The sequence below is a fragment of the Streptococcus sp. AM43-2AT genome (assembly GCF_003603405.1).
In the GTDB taxonomy this organism is placed as follows: Bacteria; Bacillota; Bacilli; order Lactobacillales; family Streptococcaceae; genus Streptococcus; species Streptococcus ilei.
Genome location: NZ_QTND01000005.1, coordinates 47,823 through 64,273, shown reverse-complemented (window position 1 = coordinate 64,273; position 16,451 = coordinate 47,823). Strand labels below are relative to the sequence as shown.

15 protein-coding genes are annotated in these 16,451 nt (G+C 42.6%); 9 read left to right on the top strand and 6 right to left on the bottom strand.

The features are described 5' to 3' along the window. Positions 1-11: 11 nt before the first annotated feature. Entirely contained in the window at positions 12-677 is a 666-nt protein-coding gene (locus DW930_RS09745) for a DUF4947 domain-containing protein (protein WP_229039010.1), read from the bottom strand. Positions 678-938: 261 nt separating this feature from the next. On the opposite strand from DW930_RS09745, the gene DW930_RS09740 reads away from it, so the two are divergent. The 9 genes from DW930_RS09740 to DW930_RS09700 all read left to right on the top strand — a co-directional run bounded on the left by DW930_RS09740 (position 939) and on the right by DW930_RS09700 (position 10,088). Further along, positions 939-2,204: a S41 family peptidase gene (locus tag DW930_RS09740; RefSeq protein ID WP_023024749.1), complete on the top strand. Its 1,266-nt coding sequence runs from the start codon at positions 939-941 to the stop codon at positions 2,202-2,204. A 173-nt stretch (positions 2,205-2,377) separates the two neighbouring features. Further along, complete coding sequence (locus tag DW930_RS09735; RefSeq protein ID WP_006595368.1) at positions 2,378-2,506, top strand: teichoic acid D-Ala incorporation-associated protein DltX; 129 nt, start codon at positions 2,378-2,380, stop codon at positions 2,504-2,506. Positions 2,507-2,520: 14 nt separating this feature from the next. Then, positions 2,521-4,071, top strand: coding sequence for a D-alanine--poly(phosphoribitol) ligase subunit DltA (dltA, locus tag DW930_RS09730; RefSeq protein ID WP_123159933.1), 1,551 nt, complete (start codon positions 2,521-2,523; stop codon positions 4,069-4,071). Next, positions 4,068-5,318 (top strand): D-alanyl-lipoteichoic acid biosynthesis protein DltB, encoded by a 1,251-nt coding sequence (gene dltB / locus DW930_RS09725; RefSeq protein ID WP_023024745.1) that lies wholly within the window; start codon positions 4,068-4,070, stop codon positions 5,316-5,318. Before dltA ends, dltB begins: the two co-directional genes overlap by 4 nt. 18 nt (positions 5,319-5,336) lie before the next feature. Then, on the top strand, positions 5,337-5,576 hold the full coding sequence (gene dltC / locus DW930_RS09720; RefSeq protein WP_006595371.1) for a D-alanine--poly(phosphoribitol) ligase subunit DltC: 240 nt from the start codon (positions 5,337-5,339) through the stop codon (positions 5,574-5,576). Beyond that, complete coding sequence (dltD, locus tag DW930_RS09715) at positions 5,569-6,837, top strand: D-alanyl-lipoteichoic acid biosynthesis protein DltD (protein ID WP_123159932.1); 1,269 nt, start codon at positions 5,569-5,571, stop codon at positions 6,835-6,837. The genes dltC and dltD overlap by 8 nt, the downstream gene beginning before the upstream one ends. A 144-nt stretch (positions 6,838-6,981) precedes the next feature. Beyond that, positions 6,982-7,218: a hypothetical protein gene (locus DW930_RS09710; RefSeq protein ID WP_203224893.1), complete on the top strand. Its 237-nt coding sequence runs from the start codon at positions 6,982-6,984 to the stop codon at positions 7,216-7,218. A gap of 100 nt (positions 7,219-7,318) precedes the next feature. Then, positions 7,319-9,073, top strand: a complete 1,755-nt coding sequence (aspS, locus tag DW930_RS09705; RefSeq protein ID WP_123159931.1) for an aspartate--tRNA ligase — start codon at positions 7,319-7,321, stop codon at positions 9,071-9,073. 73 nt (positions 9,074-9,146) lie between these two features. Next, on the top strand, positions 9,147-10,088 hold the full coding sequence (locus DW930_RS09700) for a YitT family protein (protein WP_123159930.1): 942 nt from the start codon (positions 9,147-9,149) through the stop codon (positions 10,086-10,088). 34 nt (positions 10,089-10,122) lie between these two features. On the opposite strand, the gene pulA is transcribed toward DW930_RS09700, so the two are convergent. From pulA to DW930_RS09675, 5 genes are all read right to left on the bottom strand, one after another. Beyond that, complete coding sequence (pulA, locus tag DW930_RS09695; RefSeq protein WP_123159929.1) at positions 10,123-12,174, bottom strand: type I pullulanase; 2,052 nt, start codon at positions 12,172-12,174, stop codon at positions 10,123-10,125. An 8-nt stretch (positions 12,175-12,182) separates the two neighbouring features. Then, positions 12,183-13,166, bottom strand: a complete 984-nt coding sequence (locus DW930_RS09690) for a LacI family DNA-binding transcriptional regulator (RefSeq protein ID WP_120701465.1) — start codon at positions 13,164-13,166, stop codon at positions 12,183-12,185. 11 nt (positions 13,167-13,177) lie between these two features. After that, complete coding sequence (locus DW930_RS09685; protein WP_123159928.1) at positions 13,178-13,990, bottom strand: DUF1189 domain-containing protein; 813 nt, start codon at positions 13,988-13,990, stop codon at positions 13,178-13,180. Positions 13,991-14,234: 244 nt separating this feature from the next. Beyond that, complete coding sequence (locus DW930_RS09680; protein WP_023024736.1) at positions 14,235-15,077, bottom strand: sugar ABC transporter permease; 843 nt, start codon at positions 15,075-15,077, stop codon at positions 14,235-14,237. A gap of 1 nt (position 15,078) precedes the next feature. Continuing rightward, on the bottom strand, positions 15,079-16,374 hold the full coding sequence (locus tag DW930_RS09675; protein ID WP_023027397.1) for a sugar ABC transporter permease: 1,296 nt from the start codon (positions 16,372-16,374) through the stop codon (positions 15,079-15,081). Between the last annotated feature and the right edge of the window lie 77 nt (positions 16,375-16,451).

Below are 16,451 nucleotides of genomic sequence, written 5' to 3'. Positions count from 1 at the left end.
GGGGATTTTTCTTAGTTAAAATAAAGCACTTCAGGATCTGGAGTAACATAGACAAGGTTGTCACCCTTAAAGACAAGTTGAACTTGTCCTTCTTTGTAGGTAAAGACTGTAAAAGTTTGCTCTAATTGAGCCGTTTGAGCTAGATCGACTACACCAGCCCAAAAAGCATGGAGTTGCTCGTCAGTTAAAAGGCCCTCTTGATAGAGATTAACAAGGTTTTCTTTTTCCTTTTCTGAAAAGGTCTCGAGCATATAATTTGAATCAACATGGGTTTTTTCAGGTTTACCAAGAATTTTTTTGACTATTTTTGTTGTATAGCCTTCGAAATCAGGTGTATGCACTTTTAATCCACCGTCATATTTTTTATAGTAAACGACAGAATCACCAGTTGCATAGATCTTGTCCTTGGGGGCTTCGCTAGCATTGGCAGGGAACACCTCCATTTTTTTGCTTGAGCTGGTTTTTGTCTTAGACTCTTTCTTTTCTTTGTTCGAAGAGCTAGCTTTAGATGATTTTTTAGAAGATGAGGCTTCTTTTTCACTTTTCTCTTGTTTTTTAGAGGAGGAACCAGTGCTTGTTTCTTCCGGTTTGAAATATGATTGAAAATCAGACATACAGGCTGTCAAGAAGAAAAGACTCAAAAAGAGAGTTGCAAGGAGAGTGATTTTTTTAGACATAATGTAAATCCCTTTCTAATCATAGATCATCATTTCTTCTATTGTACACTATAAAAGATTGAAAAGCACGAAAAAATAGGAGAGAAGCTGTACGAAGTAGGTATTTATTTCATACAATCTTTCTCTCCTGTAAGGGACAGCTCGTTGTGATCTTATTTGAAGCGAGGAGGCTAGGACTTTTGTCCCAGCCTCTTTTTAGGGGTTTAAGAACTTTTTAAGGAAAAGTGGTATACTGTTTCTAAAAAAATTAAGGAGTCTTGCATGAGAAAGAGAGCTATTTTTGAAGATATCGTCTCCATTATGACTCACGATTCATCTACTATCAAAGATCGAAAAGGATGTGATCCAGAGCCTTTTCGGGAAAAAATAACAGATGATATGGCGGATGATGCCTTTCTTTATCAAGTCAGGTCCTACCTAGCCAGTTTTGGTATTATTGGGCACATCTCCTTTCAGAATAAAAAAGCTGGTCAGAAAGGCTTTCTCTTACGTGTAATGGACCATCAACTTTATGTTGAAAAGGCGCATGCAGACACTGGTCTCCAGGCAGGGGATCAGATCCTAGGTCTGGATGGAAGTGACTTGGAGCAGGTGGCGTCTCTTCATAAGGACTATTTTATAAGTAAGACCCCCGAAAGACACTACCGAGAATGGGCGGATTTGGTCTCTCAGTCCAAAAGAGTCACCCTGCTTCGAGAAGGGGTAGAAAAGACCATTGAAGTAGCGCCCAGTCGAGAGCCGATCCAAGATCAGATTTTTTGGAAACGGTTAGACGATGAGATTCTTTATCTTTGTCTGGATAACTTTATGGATGAAGGAGCTATTAGTCGCTTATACCAAGAGTGTTTACCGATGATGACGGAAGTCAAGTTCCTTCTCATTGATGTCCGACAGAACGGTGGAGGGACAGATTCTTTATATTTCCCTCTATTACATCTAGGCTTAGAGAAGGGTCAGGGCTATGATTCGCTTGACTGGGATGATGATGGCATGGAAATTCTCTACACGGAACGCAATGTCGACTTACGCTTGAAGGATTTTGAGGACTGGATGCAACAGGAAGAGATTAGTTCCGAAACAATTAAACTCCTTGAAGAGATGAAAGAGGATCTACTCCGCTATCGGGGCAAAGGCTATGTGCTGTACCAGCAAGAAAACGAGGAATTCTTCCCAGAGGTTAGAGGCGGCCAATATCCCGAACAGATCTTTATCTTATCAGATATCTATTGTGCTTCATCTGGGGACAATTTTGTCCAGATGATGAAGCAGTTTAAGAAGGTAACGGTGGTAGGTAGACCAACTCTCGGAATTTTAGACTATTCCAATTGTTGTACCGTTGATTATGGTGATTATCGATTGATGTTTCCTACTTCTCGCTGTCTAAGCGTAGATCAAGGTAGAGGAATGACGGATAAAGGTGTTGAACCGGATATAGAAATTCCCTGGACTCCAGCTCATTTTGAAAGAGACGTAGAAGTAGACAAGTGTTTGGAATTGATTCGTCAGAGTCGCGGAACGGCAAAATAAGGCTTAGATTAGATGATGGTTGACTTAAATCAGAAAAGCAATCAATTTAAGGGCAGATCTCAATTGTCTCTTATGGTAACGTTTTCTAGTATTTTTTCCTTGTGTTTGGATTGCTATGACTGAACAAAAAATGGTAAAATAGTCAGTGATAATCAAAATGAAGAGTGAAAAAGATGAAACATAAAACACTTTATAAATTTATAGGGCAAACAATCTTGTATTTCGCTATTTTCTTAGCCCTACTCTATTTCTTTAGTTACCTTGGTCAAGGTCAAGGTGGCTTTATTTACAATGAATTCTAAAGGAGATCCCTACCGTGTCAAACCAACCAATTACTGATATGATTGAGGCGATTGAACGTTACGCCCAACTACAACCAGACTATCCTGTTTACAATGTCCTTGGAGAAGAGCATACCTATGGCCAATTGAAGGCTGATTCAGATAGCTTAGCGGCCCACATTGACCAAATGGGACTTCCTGAAAAGTCACCTGTTGTGGTCTTTGGTGGACAAGAATATGAAATGTTGGCAACCTTTGTGGCCCTGACCAAGTCTGGCCACGCCTATATCCCAATTGACAGCCACTCTGCCTTAGAGCGCGTGTCTGCTATTGTTGAAGTGGCTGAGCCAAGCTTAATTATCGCCATCAATGAGTTTCCAATTGAAAACCCAGCTGCTCCAGTCATGTCCTTGGAGCAAGTGCGTGAAGCTTATGCGGCTCAGAATGCGTATGACTTGCAACATCCGGTCAAAGGGGATGATAACTACTACATCATCTTTACTTCTGGAACAACTGGAAAACCAAAAGGGGTGCAAATTTCGCACGACAACTTGCTCAGCTTCACCAACTGGATGATTACAGACAAGGAATTTGCGACACCAGAGCGTCCGCAAATGTTGGCGCAACCACCCTATTCCTTTGACTTGTCTGTCATGTACTGGGCACCAACCTTAGCTCTTGGAGGGACCCTCTTTGCCCTTCCATCAGCTATCACTCAAGACTTTAAACAACTCTTTGCGACTATCTTTTCTCTTCCGATTGCTATCTGGACTTCAACGCCATCTTTTGCAGATATGGCCATGTTGTCTGAAGATTTCAATGCTGAAAAGATGCCAGGCATTACCCATTTCTACTTTGATGGGGAAGAGTTAACGGTTAAAACGGCTCAAAAACTGCGCGAGCGTTTCCCAAATGCGCGCATCATCAACGCTTACGGACCAACAGAAGCGACGGTAGCTTTGTCGGCAGTTGCTATCACAGATGAGATGCTAGCGACTCTTAAACGCTTGCCAATTGGTTATACCAAAGAAGATTCTCCAACCTTCATCATTGATGAAGAAGGAAACAAATTGCCAAATGGAGAGCAAGGAGAGATCATCGTGTCTGGACCGGCTGTTTCAAAAGGTTATATGAATAATCCAGAGAAAACAGCAGAAGCTTTCTTCGAATTTGAAGGACTTCCAGCCTACCATACGGGAGATGTTGGAACCATGACAGATGAAGGTCTTCTTCTCTATGGTGGTCGGATGGACTTCCAGATCAAGTTTAATGGCTATCGTATTGAACTAGAAGATGTTTCTCAAAACTTGAACAAATCTCAGTACATCGACTCGGCTGTTGCAGTGCCACGCTACAACAAAGATCATAAGGTTCAAAATCTCTTGGCCTATGTCATCTTAAAAGATGGCGTCAAAGAGCAATTTGAACGCGAGATTGATATTACGAAAGCCATCAAGGAAGATTTGGAACACATCATGATGTCTTATATGATGCCTTCAAAATTCCTTTACCGTGATAGTTTACCGCTAACTCCAAACGGGAAAATCGACATCAAAGGGTTGATTAGTGAGGTTAACAACCGATGATCGAGTTTTTGAAACAGCTCCCTCATTTAGAACCCTATGGAACCCCGGTCTACTTTATTTATCTGATTGGGGCCTTATTGCCCATCTTTGTTGGCCTCTTCTTTAAAAAACGATTCCCAGTCTATGAAGCCTTGGTCAGTCTCGCATTTATTGTTCTAATGCTGACAGGGACGGATTTGAAACAAATCTATGCGGTTCTTTTCTACCTCTTTTGGCAAATCCTTTGGGTCTACTCCTATAAATTCTATCGAAGTCAGCGTGACAACAAGTGGGTCTTTTACCTCCACTCTTTCTTGGTCGTTTTGCCCTTGGTTTTTGTGAAGGTGCAACCAGCCATTGATGGCACCCAGTCCTGGATGGGCTTCCTTGGGATCTCTTATCTGACCTTCCGAGCAGTGGGCATGATTATCGAGATGCGAGACGGAACCCTCAAAGACTTTAGTCTCTGGGAATTCTTGCGTTTCTTGCTCTTTATGCCGACTTTTTCAAGTGGGCCGATCGACCGCTTCAAACGCTTCAATGAAGATTATCTGACGATTCCGGATCGAGATGAGCTTCTAGATATGTTGGAGCAGAGCGTCAAGTATATCATGCTTGGCTTCCTCTATAAGTTTATTCTAGCTCATATCTTTGGCCATCTCTTACTAGGACATGTCAAGACCTATGCCCTTCTTCAAGGGGGAATCTTTAACCTAGGCACCTTAGGGGTCATGTATGTCTTTGGTTTGGATCTCTTCTTTGACTTTGCAGGCTATTCTATGTTTGCCCTTGCGGCATCTAATTTGATGGGAATTAAGAGCCCAATCAACTTTAATCTCCCTTTTAAGTCACGTGACTTAAAGGAATTTTGGAATCGTTGGCACATGAGTTTGTCCTTCTGGTTCCGGGACTTTGTCTTTATGCGTCTAGTCATGGTTTTGATGCGCAACAAGGTCTTTCAGAGTCGGATTACAACGTCAAACGTTGCCTATATCATTAACATGTTGGTCATGGGCTTTTGGCATGGGGTTACCTGGTATTATGTAGCCTATGGTCTCTTCCACGGTCTGGGTCTTGTAATCAACGACGCTTGGTTGCGGAAGAAAAAGACAATCAATAAAGAACGCAAGGCAAAAGGACTGGAGCCCCTACCAGACAATCGCTGGACCCAGGCTCTTGGTATCTTTATTACTTTCAATACCGTTATGCTGTCCTTCCTGATTTTCTCAGGTTTCTTGGATCAGCAATGGTTTCCAAAAATGAAATAAGAAAAGGAAAAATGAAAAATGGATGTAAAATCACAAGTAATTGAAATTATTGATGAATTGTTTATGGAAGATGTCTCAGATATGATGGATGAGGATCTCTTTGATGCGGGTGTTCTTGATAGCATGGGAACCGTTGAGTTGATTGTTGAATTGGAAAACCGCTTCGATATTCGGGTTCCAGTATCTGAATTTGGTCGTGATGACTGGAACACAGCCAACAAAATCGTAGAAGGTGTCATGGAGCTTCAGAATGCTTAAACGATTGTGGCTGATTCTGGGTCCGGTCTTTTGTGCCATGGCTCTTGTCGCCACTCTTCTCTTTTTCTATCCGATTAACCATAAACATAATCTGACAGAGGAGAAAAAGGCCGCAGTGAGCTTGACAGCAGAAGGCTTTAAAAGTCGTGCCCGTAAAGAAGAAGCGCTCGGGGATCCCAACTATCGTTTTGTACCCTTCTTTGGTTCCAGCGAATGGTTGCGGTTTGATATCGTCCACCCAGCAGTACTAGCTGAGAAGTATGATCGTTCTTATCGCCCGTATTTTCTAGGGCAACGAGGAGCAGCGTCCTTGAACCAATATTTTGGGATGCAGCAAATTCTTCCTCAACTAGAAGGAAAAACCGCTGTCTATGTGGTATCGCCCCAGTGGTTTACGAAGGATGGCTATGATTCGTCGGCCTTTCAGCAATACTTTAACAGCGATCAATTAACTAGCTTTTTGGCCAACCAAGAAGCTGGCCCAGCAAGCCAGTATGCGGCGTCTCGTCTTTTGCAACAGTATCCTAATGTTGCTATGCAGGGAGAAGTTCAGAAGCTAGCGAAAGGTCAAAACCTATCTGGTTTTGAAAAAGGTCTCAATCAGACCCTCATGCGCTTTGTTCGTCGGGAGGATGCCTTCTTTAGCACCTTTACGGCAATGAACAATAGCAACTATGAGAAGAAAGTTCTCTCTCGCTTAAATGACTTGCCAGATACATTTTCTTACGAAGCTTTGGAAGAGGTAGCGACTGCGGAAGCCAAAAAGAAAACCAATAATAACAAACTAGGCATTAGTAATAGCTTTTACAACCATCGACTTGCAAGTAAGTTAAAGAAACTCAAAGGATTCCAAAAGAATGAATCCTATGAGCAATCTCCAGAATACAATGATTTACAACTGGTCTTGGATCAGTTTGCTCAATCGAAAACCAATGTGATATTTGTCATCCCTCCAGTTAACTCTAAATGGATGGCCTATACAGGTTTGAGTAAAGAAATGTATCAACGGACAGTTGAAAAAATCCGTTACCAATTAGAAAGTCAAGGCTTTACCCATATTGCTGATTTTTCTAAAGATGGTGATAAACCCTACTTTATGCAAGATACCATTCATATGGGCTGGAATGGATGGTTGGCATTTGATAAAGCAGTTGATCCTTTTGTCTCCAACCCTCAACCTGCCCCTGAATACAAGATTAACAATCGTTTCTTAAGTCAAGACTGGGCTAACTATAAAGGTCAGCCGGATCAATTTAAGTAAGATGCGAAGAGGTTGAGAATACCCAGTCTCAACCTTTTTTCCTATGGTTTTGAATGAACTTATCCCCATATTCACAGACTTATCCACAAACTTGTGGATAAGTCTGTCTAATACAACGAGAGGAACTGGTACAAGATGAAAACAATGAAGAAAATAGCCTTTTATGCGATTCTTCAAGGAATAGTGATCTTTCTCATTACGGGCCTCATCACCCAATTAGTCAGAGGAGATTTCTTTTTCCGTAGCTTGGCCCCAATATTTGGAGTCTTGGCAGCTGTCATGCGTTTTGGAACAGCAAGTCTGATGAAAATGTTGGCCCCAACGCTATACGATGAAGAGGTAAAAAAAGAGAAAGCTCCTACCAAGAAAGAAGCTGAATAAAAAAATTGTTTTTTCTGGAAAAATCTCTGGGAAAGCACTTATCTAACAGGCTTTATGGTAAAATAGAAGGAAGAATATTAGTTTGGAGAGTAAAAATACAATGAAACGTTCCATGTATGCAGGGCGTGTTCGCGAGGAACACATTGGACAAGAACTAACCCTCAAAGGATGGGTGAGTCGACGCCGTGATTTGGGTGGCTTGATCTTTATTGATTTGCGGGACCGTGAAGGGATTATGCAATTGGTCATCAATCCGGAAACTGTTCGTTCAGAAGTCATGGCCACGGCCGAGAGTCTTCGTAGCGAATATGTGATCGAAGTGACAGGTCAAGTTGCTGCCAGACAGCAAGCGAATGATAAAATTGCAACAGGTCAGGTTGAAATGCATGTTTCTTCCTTAACTGTCCTCAATACTGCAAAAACCACGCCATTTGAGATCAAGGACGGCATTGAAGCCAACGACGATACTCGTCTACGCTATCGATATTTGGACTTGCGCCGTCCAGAAATGTTGGAAAACTTAAAATTGCGTGCCAAGGTAACCCATTCTATCCGTAATTACTTGGATGAGTTGGAATTTATTGATGTGGAAACACCATTCCTTTCTAAATCAACTCCAGAAGGGGCGCGTGACTACCTCGTACCATCTCGCGTTAACAAGGGTCACTTTTATGCCTTGCCTCAAAGCCCTCAAATCACCAAACAATTGTTGATGAATGCTGGCTTTGACCGTTATTATCAAATCGTCAAATGTTTCCGTGATGAAGATTTACGTGGCGACCGTCAACCAGAGTTCACACAGGTCGATTTAGAAACTTCCTTCTTGACAGAGCAAGAAATTCAAGATATTACGGAAGGTTTAATCGCACGTGTTATGAAAGAAACTAAGGGAATCGAAGTGAAACTTCCTTTCCCACGGATGAAGTACGATGATGCTATGGCTCTTTATGGATCTGACAAACCAGATACTCGTTTTGAGATGCTCTTGACAGACTTGACAGAAGTTGTAAAGGGTGTAGACTTCAAGGTCTTCTCAGAAGCACCTGCCGTTAAAGCCATCGTTGTTAAAGGCGCAGCAGACAATTACTCTCGTAAAGACATCGATAAGATGACCGAAGTAGCCAAGCAATATGGAGCAAAAGGTCTAGCGTGGGTCAAGGTAGTTGATGGTGCTTTAAACGGTCCAGTAGCTAAGTTCTTGACAGGTGTGACAACAGAGTTGACAAGTGCTTTACAGTTGGAAGAAAAGGATTTGGTTCTCTTTGTAGCAGATACACTAGAAGTGGCCAATGCAACTCTAGGTGCCCTTCGTTGTAGAATTGCCAAGGAATTGGACCTCATTGACAATAGTCAATTCAACTTCCTATGGGTGGTCGATTGGCCAATGTTTGAGTGGTCTGAAGAAGAAGGTCGTTACATGAGTGCCCACCATCCATTTACACTTCCGCAAGCAGATACAGCTCATGAATTAGAGGGCGATCTTGCCAAGGTACGGGCCATTGCCTATGATATTGTGCTCAATGGTTACGAGCTTGGTGGTGGTAGTCTTCGGATCAACCAAAAAGAATTGCAAGAACGGATGTTTACCGCTCTCGGTTTCTCAAAAGAAGACGCGACAGAGCAATTTGGTTTCTTGCTAGAAGCCATGGATTATGGTTTCCCTCCACATGGTGGATTAGCTCTTGGTTTGGACCGTTTTGTCATGCTGTTAGCTGGTGAGGAGAATATCCGTGAAGTGATTGCCTTTCCTAAGAACAATAAGGCAACGGATCCAATGACCCAAGCCCCTTCTACAGTAGCTGATAAACAACTGGAAGAGTTGAGCCTACAAGTAGAAGTAAAAACTGAGGAATAAGGATAGAAAAAGCGGAAAATTACCATAAGCAACTTGTGGGATTTTCCCTTTATTTATAAATTGAGAGATAAACATGAAAAAAACTCGCTTAGGCAAGATCTTGCGTTATTATATACGAAGATTGGCCTATAACTTTAAATTACTACGGGTCTTAAAAAGTATTTCCCGAGAGAAGTACGATGAAAAGATCTCGGCTTCTTTGGTCTATGGCTTCCTATCTGCTGTTGCTGTGAACTTCTTTTTCCAGCCGGGACGTGTGTATTCCAGTGGTGCGACAGGATTGGCCCAGATTATATCCGCCCTTAGTGATCGATTTTTAGGCTTTACCATTCCGGTCTCTTTGTCATTCTATGTCATCAATCTGCCATTGATGATCATCGCTTGGTATCAAATTGGTCATAAGTTTACTATTTTCACCTTTATCACGGTGTCTATGAGTTCCTTCTTTATCCAATTTATGCCAGTGGTTACCCTGACCAATGATCCTATTATGAATGCTCTCTTTGGGGGAGTTGTAATGGGGACAGGGATTGGATTTGCGCTTCGCAACAATATCTCCAGTGGGGGAACCGATATTGTTAGCTTGACCATTCGAAAGCGAACGGGCAAGAACGTCGGAAAAATTTCTCTCATCGTCAATGGGACCATCATGTTGATAGCAGGGATGACCTTTGGTTGGAAATATGCCCTCTATTCGATGATTACCATTTTTGTGTCCAGTCGAGTGACAGATGCAGTCTTTACCAAGCAGAAGCGGATGCAGGCTATGATTGTCACTAGCCAACCGGATAAGATAATTGAGAAAATTCATAAGCGTTTGCATCGTGGAGCAACCATTATCCACAATGCGGAAGGGACTTATAATCATCAGGAAAAAGCGGTCTTGCTCACCGTTATTACCAGAGCAGAGTTTAATGAGTTTAAATTTTTAATGAAAAAAGAGGATCCTGAAGCTTTTATTACCATATCAGAAAATGTTCATATTATTGGACGTTTTGTCGAAGTGGAGGATTAAAAAATTCCTGCAAGATAGGCTTGCAGGAATTTTTTTATGCTTGTTCTACCAAAATCCAACTATAGGCTGGAATGGTGAATTCTCTTTGAGAAATTTGTTGCTCTCTAGTATAAACATGGGGGTGAGCAATTGCTAATCTAGCAGGCTGTTTGAGTGAATAAGTCCACTCTTGATCCCCCAGGTTGACCAAGATAAGAAGTTTGCGTCCATCTTTTTCGATGCTGTAAGAGAAAGTGTTTTCCGAAGTCCAGGTGACTTGACAGTAGTCTCGAATGTCTTGGGCCTTCTCTAGGTGGAGGAGGTCTTCCTCTTTACGATAGGCAATCAATTCACGAAGGAACTGAATATCTCTTTCATAGGCTGTAGAAGAAAGCCAGTCTAGTTGATTTAGAGCATCTGGAAGATTGTAAGTATTTTCTTCTAAGCCTTTGCTGCGATAGAACTCTTGGCCAGCATGTAGGAAGGGAACGCCTTGAGACAAGAGGACGAGGTGCAAGCCGAGACGGGCTTTAGCCTGTCGCTTCTCCTCTGAAATGTTTGGATCTTCAACCTTGAGATAGTCAAAGAAGGTTGCGTTATCGTGGCATTCCACATAGTTAATCGCCTGTTGAGGACGCACAAAGTGGGGTGCTCCTTTGAGTCCGACATTGCCAGTCAAAATATTGGCAAGATCATTGGCCTGATAGCGACTTTCTATACGTCCTTCTTTCAAGATGCTTCGTTTAACGGTATCTCGGAAGTTGTCACTGAAAAAGCCATAAGGACGAAGGTGACGGGCATTGTATTGATGAGCCAGGAGTTCAGGATCCAGTCCTGTATCCATCTTCCACCCTTCCCCATAAAGGTAAATGTTGGGGTAAATAGCGCTTAATTCTTCTTGAATTTCCATCATGGTTTGGCGATCAAGAATGCCCATCAGGTCAAAGCGGAAGCCATCAAATCCGTAGAGTTGAACCCATTGTTTGACAGATTGTTTGATATAGTTGCGAACCATAGCTCTCTCGCTCGCTACATCATTGCCACAGAAGGTTCCGTTGGTTCGTTGGTGGTCTTGGTCATAGCGATAAAAGTAGCCTGGGACAATCCGCTCAAAGGCAAAATCGTCAGAGAGGTAAACGTGGTTATAGACGACGTCCATGATGAGGCTGAGATCGGCCTGATGGTAGGCATCAATCACTTGTTGTAGCTCAAGGATCCGTTGGTAAGGATCATTTGACTGGGTGCTAAAACTTCCTTCAGGGACATTGTATTGGACAGGGTCATAGCCCCAATTGTAGCCAGCGACAGGGTTGGTTTCATCCACGCTTCCAAAATCATAGAGGGGCATGAACTGAACATGAGTAATGCCCAGGGATTTCAAGTAGTCAAAGCCAAAGGTCTGGTTTCCATGTTTAGGAGATTCTAATAAGGCTGGGAAGGTCCCAGGGTGTTGGAATCCTGCTTCTTTTTGCATGGAGAAGTCCCGGACACTCAGTTCATAAATGACGGCCTGAGTCGGATCCAGTTGTGTCGTTGCACGCTGAATGGGGCGCTCAATCTTGTGGCGGTCGATGACATAGCTAGCTCCTGAATTAGCTTCAGAAGAAAGGGCATAAGGGTCATGAACGGTATGGGTTACACCATTGACCTGATGCTGGTAGTAATAAGAGGCTTTTTCCCAATCTCCCTCGAGTACTAGACGCCAAACTCCTTTTTCTGTCCGCTCCATCGGGTAGGCAGTTTGGTTGATCAAGAGCTCAACCTCTTGAGAGATAGGAGCCCAGAAGGCAAAGATCGTTTTTTCTTTTGAGTAATGAGCTCCTAAATCCTCTCCATCATAAGCATAAAGCTGATCAAAGATGGGTTGACGGACGATATCCCGGAAGTGGAGGAGGCAGGACTCTCCTTTACTATTTGAAAGAGTATAGCTTTGACTCATGTCGATGGGAAGGAGGCTTCGAAGAGTTTTTTCTTCCTCCGTCGGCAGGAGTTCAATCGTTTTCGAACCAGACGTCAATGTAAAAGGAAGAGAGGCCATTACGCTCTCTCCTCCTTCCACGCGAATCAAGTCTTGGTCATCTAAATAAGCTGAAAAATGAGTTATCATAGGTTCTCCTAAAGTTCAATAATCGAATGTTCAATAAGCTGTCTGTAGCAAACAGTTTTGTTTTCCTTGTTGTCCTTAATAATTTGGAGTAAGGTTCTAACAGATTCACGTCCTAATTCAACCGTATTGATATCAATATAGGCGTCAATTGGAATCCGTGGTTTAATGGAGTCGAAGGAAATAATCGGAAGATCGACTTGTTTGTCGCTCAGGTATCGCCGGACCCCTTCGGCAACGAGAATATCCGTTGTCATGAGAGCTTCGAGTTCTTCAAAAGGCAGGGTATCCATGATTTGGTATGAATTTTCTTCGAGCAAGAAACCAAAGGAGAACTTGACCAATTCTTCACGAAGAGGGATTTGATGACTGGCCAGAGCTTCTTGATAACCCTTGTAGCGGTCTTGAGAAACAGCCAATTCCTTATTTCCTCCAAGGAAAGCGATATGTTGGTATCCCTTGTTGATAAAATATTCGGTCGCATCAAAGGCTGCTTTAACATTGTCGTTATCGACTAATGATACAAAAGGGGAAGTTGCTTTCCCTAAAATCAAGAAAGGAAATTTATCTTCAATACAGAAGTCAACCAGAGGATCATTCAATTTGGAATAGAGGAAGATGAGTCCATCCACCCGCTTACCATAAATCATTTGTTTGAGTTGAGCGAGGCGGTGGGGTTCATTAGCCCCTGTACAAATCTGAATCGCATAGCCATGATCAGAGGCGACCTGGCTAATCCCACGGAGGACCGTAGGGAAGAAGGGGTTTTGGAAGAACACATCACTTTCATCGGGCAAGACAAGGGCAATCACCTGACTGGACTGGCTCACTAAGCTACGAGCATTTAGGTTTGGATGGTAATCCAGTTCTTTCATGGCAGAACGAACCCGCTTTTTAGTGGCTTCACTGATGGTAGATTTATTTTGAATCACTCGTGTAACGGTAGATGGTGCAACGCCAGCTAGTTTGGCGACATCTTTGATGGTGACACGCATAAAAGACCTCCCTAAGGTTTGTAATCTGGATCCCGGAAATGAGTCTTATAGAAGGCAAGCGCTAGGAACAAGACAAATAGGATATTTTGGATCAAGATGGTTGTTGTAAAGACTTGGTGGAACAATAAACTGACCAGGACGCTGGCAAGAATAGGCAATCCAAGACAGTTGAGAGTGAAGTTGAAGCATTCTTTGAAGGTTTTGAGAGAGAAGAGACGTGACTTCCGTGTCAAGAAGAGGAAGAAGGAAGCTCCAAATACTAAAATTGCAAAATTCACAGCAGATAAGAAACCTGAGAAGAGGACGAGGAAGAGGCTAACGGCCAATCGATTGGCTTGGAACCAATCTTTGGAGATGGCTTGGCTTAAAGCATCTTTGTTTTCAAGACTCTTTTGATTAATTGCCTGATAAGGAATGCTTGCAAGTTCTTTATTTTCTCTGCTAATTACTAGTTGGGTCTTATCGAAATAGAGGGTTAATTTTTCACCTAATGAAGTCCCTTCGTGATGACCGATGATAACATGGCCAGCTTTGTTCTTATGAACTCCAAAATGACTGTTATAGATTAGTTCATGCTGGTCAATACGGACATTTTCTTTCAAGTCCTTCATAACATCCTCCGTTAAGGGATCAAAGACATCGCTAACGAAGGTAGTTAAGGGGTAGGTCTGAAGTTCTGCATTTTGAACGGCGACAGGAATGAGGGTCAAGGATAGAAGAAAGAGTGAGGTAAAAATCATTTGGAACCAACTGAGTTGTTTGCGGTTGGCAAATGCTTTTCTAACCTTAAAAAGGCTGGAAAAATAATTAAATGGATAGGGCATGAATTGACCTTTCTAATCTCCAAAATGTGGAGAGCATAACAGATTTTATCCTTAACCAAAGATGGGAGAGAGACCGGTAGCAAATCAAGCAACTTGCTATCCTTGTCCCACTCCCATCCTTTCCTTAAAGATAAAATTTATGTGACTGAGAGAAAAGTAGGAGAAAAATTCTCCTTCTTTTCTTCATTGATGGAAGCTGTACCTATCCATGGAAGGTGACAAACTTCTGATAGAAAACCTTTTTTTATCCTTTATCCCCACCAGCTGTCAAGCCTGAAACAAAGTTCTTTTGGAGGAAGAAGAAGAGCACACAGATTGGGACTGCAATCAGAATCGCACCTGCCGCAAAGAAGGCAATCTTTTGATTTTTTTGGTCGCTGATAAAGGTTTGAAGACCAACCGCTACCGTGTAGTTGATTTCGTCACGAAGCAAGAATTTAGACAAGATGTAGTCTCCAAAAGGTCCCATGAAGGCCCAAAGCGCTTGGACCGCAATCATTGGGCGAACCAATGGAAGGACGATTTGCCAGAAGCGACGGAAGTGTCCAGCACCATCCAATTTTGCAGATTCATCAAGTGAAATTGGGACGGTATCGAAGTAACCCTTCATCAACCAAGCGTTCATGGGGATCCCTCCACCGACATAGAGGAAGATCAGGAACCAGCTGTGGTTCAAGGCGTTCAACATCAAGGCCATAACGAAGAAGGCAGTCAAAGCAGCCATGGTAGGTACCATTTGGATAATCAAGAAGAAGACCAAACTTTGCTTACGAGCCAAGAAGTTATAGCGGCTGTAGGCATACCCTGCCAGGGTAATGATAGATGTTTGAGCAACCATGGTAATAATGGCGATAATCAAGGTATTGAGATACCAAGTACCATAGAGGGTATCCGTAAAGAGTTTTTGGAAGTTATCAAAGCTGAGGCTGCCACTGAAATCAAGCGTAAAGGCACTGACGTTACCAGTTTTGAAGGCTGAAAGAACCGTAATCAACAAAGGATAGATGATAACGATGGATAGGACAACCAAGTAGAGGTAAGTCAAGAAATGATTAAGGCGGCGTTTAAATTGAACTGAATTTTTCATTTTACACATCCTCCATATCAAATGCGTGCAGTTTCTTGAAGGCGATCATCGAGATCGAGATCACAATCAGAGAGATAATCAACGTAACCGCAGCAGCCATTGAGTATTGAGGTGATGAGTTCGTTGTCAATTTATAAATCCAAGAAATCAAGATATCTGTCGAACCAGCATTTCCTCCAACAGATCCAGGTCCACCATCGTTAAAGAGGTAGATAATGGAGAAGTTGTTAAAGTTGAAGGTGTATTGGCTAATGAGCGTTGGTGCCGCAACAGCCAAAATCATTGGGAAGGTAATGTTGCGGAATTTTTGCCAAGCATTCGCCCCATCAATGTAGGCTGCTTCATAAAGATCGTTTGGAATAGATTGCAAGATTCCGAGTGTCAAGACGTAAATGTAAGGGAAGCCGAGCCAACCTTGCATCATAATCAAAGCAATTTTTGTCCAGGTAGGGTCCGTTTTCCAAGGAATGAGAACCCCATCTAAGAATGGGAAAATCTTCGCAAATAGAGGAATGACTTGCGCATTGATGGCCCCGATACTATCGTTGAACATGTTTGAGAAGGTCAAGATAGTGATGAAGGCAGGGACCGCCCATGGAAGAAGGAAGATGACCCCAAAGATGCGTTTTCCTTTAATGAATGGTTGGTTAGAAATAATGGCTGTCAAGATACCAAGAACGATTTGAAGTGTTGAAGCTGCCAAGGCCCAGATCAAGGTCCAGCCTAATACAGATGTAAAGGCAGAACGGAAGGTACTCAAAGTCCACATGTTGGTGAAGTTTTGAAGTCCGATCCAATCAAGGAGCGTAAAGCGAGCTGTATGCTTAAAGTCGTAGTTGGTAAAGGCAATCATCAAGGTAACCAAAACGGGGAAGATGATTGCAAAGGTCATGGCAATATAAGAAGGGATGATCAAAAGATAGGGGAAGCCATTTTCATAGATAGCATTGACCATCTCTTTTAGGGTCATCGGTACTCGAATGCCATTATTAATCCGCTTGGCTACAGTACCCGCATCTTTGATATTCAGAGCGTAGAACATCAAATAAACGACTGTGATAATTAAGTGGAAGGCACCACGGATTAAGATAAAAAGAGAGTTATCTTGTCCACGGACGGTACCGAGGGTGATGAGTTTGGACAATTCCCCCAAACCAAGCCCGAAAAAGTAAGCGAGAAAGACAAGCGTTACACCGAGAAAGATGTATCCTTTTGCTTTCTGTTTGTTATAGATTTGTCCCAAGCCAGGAATGAGGGATAACCACATTGCCTTTTTTGGATTTTGTTGTGTTTCCATATCGACTCCTTATATGTGAGCGGTCAGAGGCCACATCACAGCGAAAGGCTGGGAAAGATTCCCAGCCCCTTGGGAAC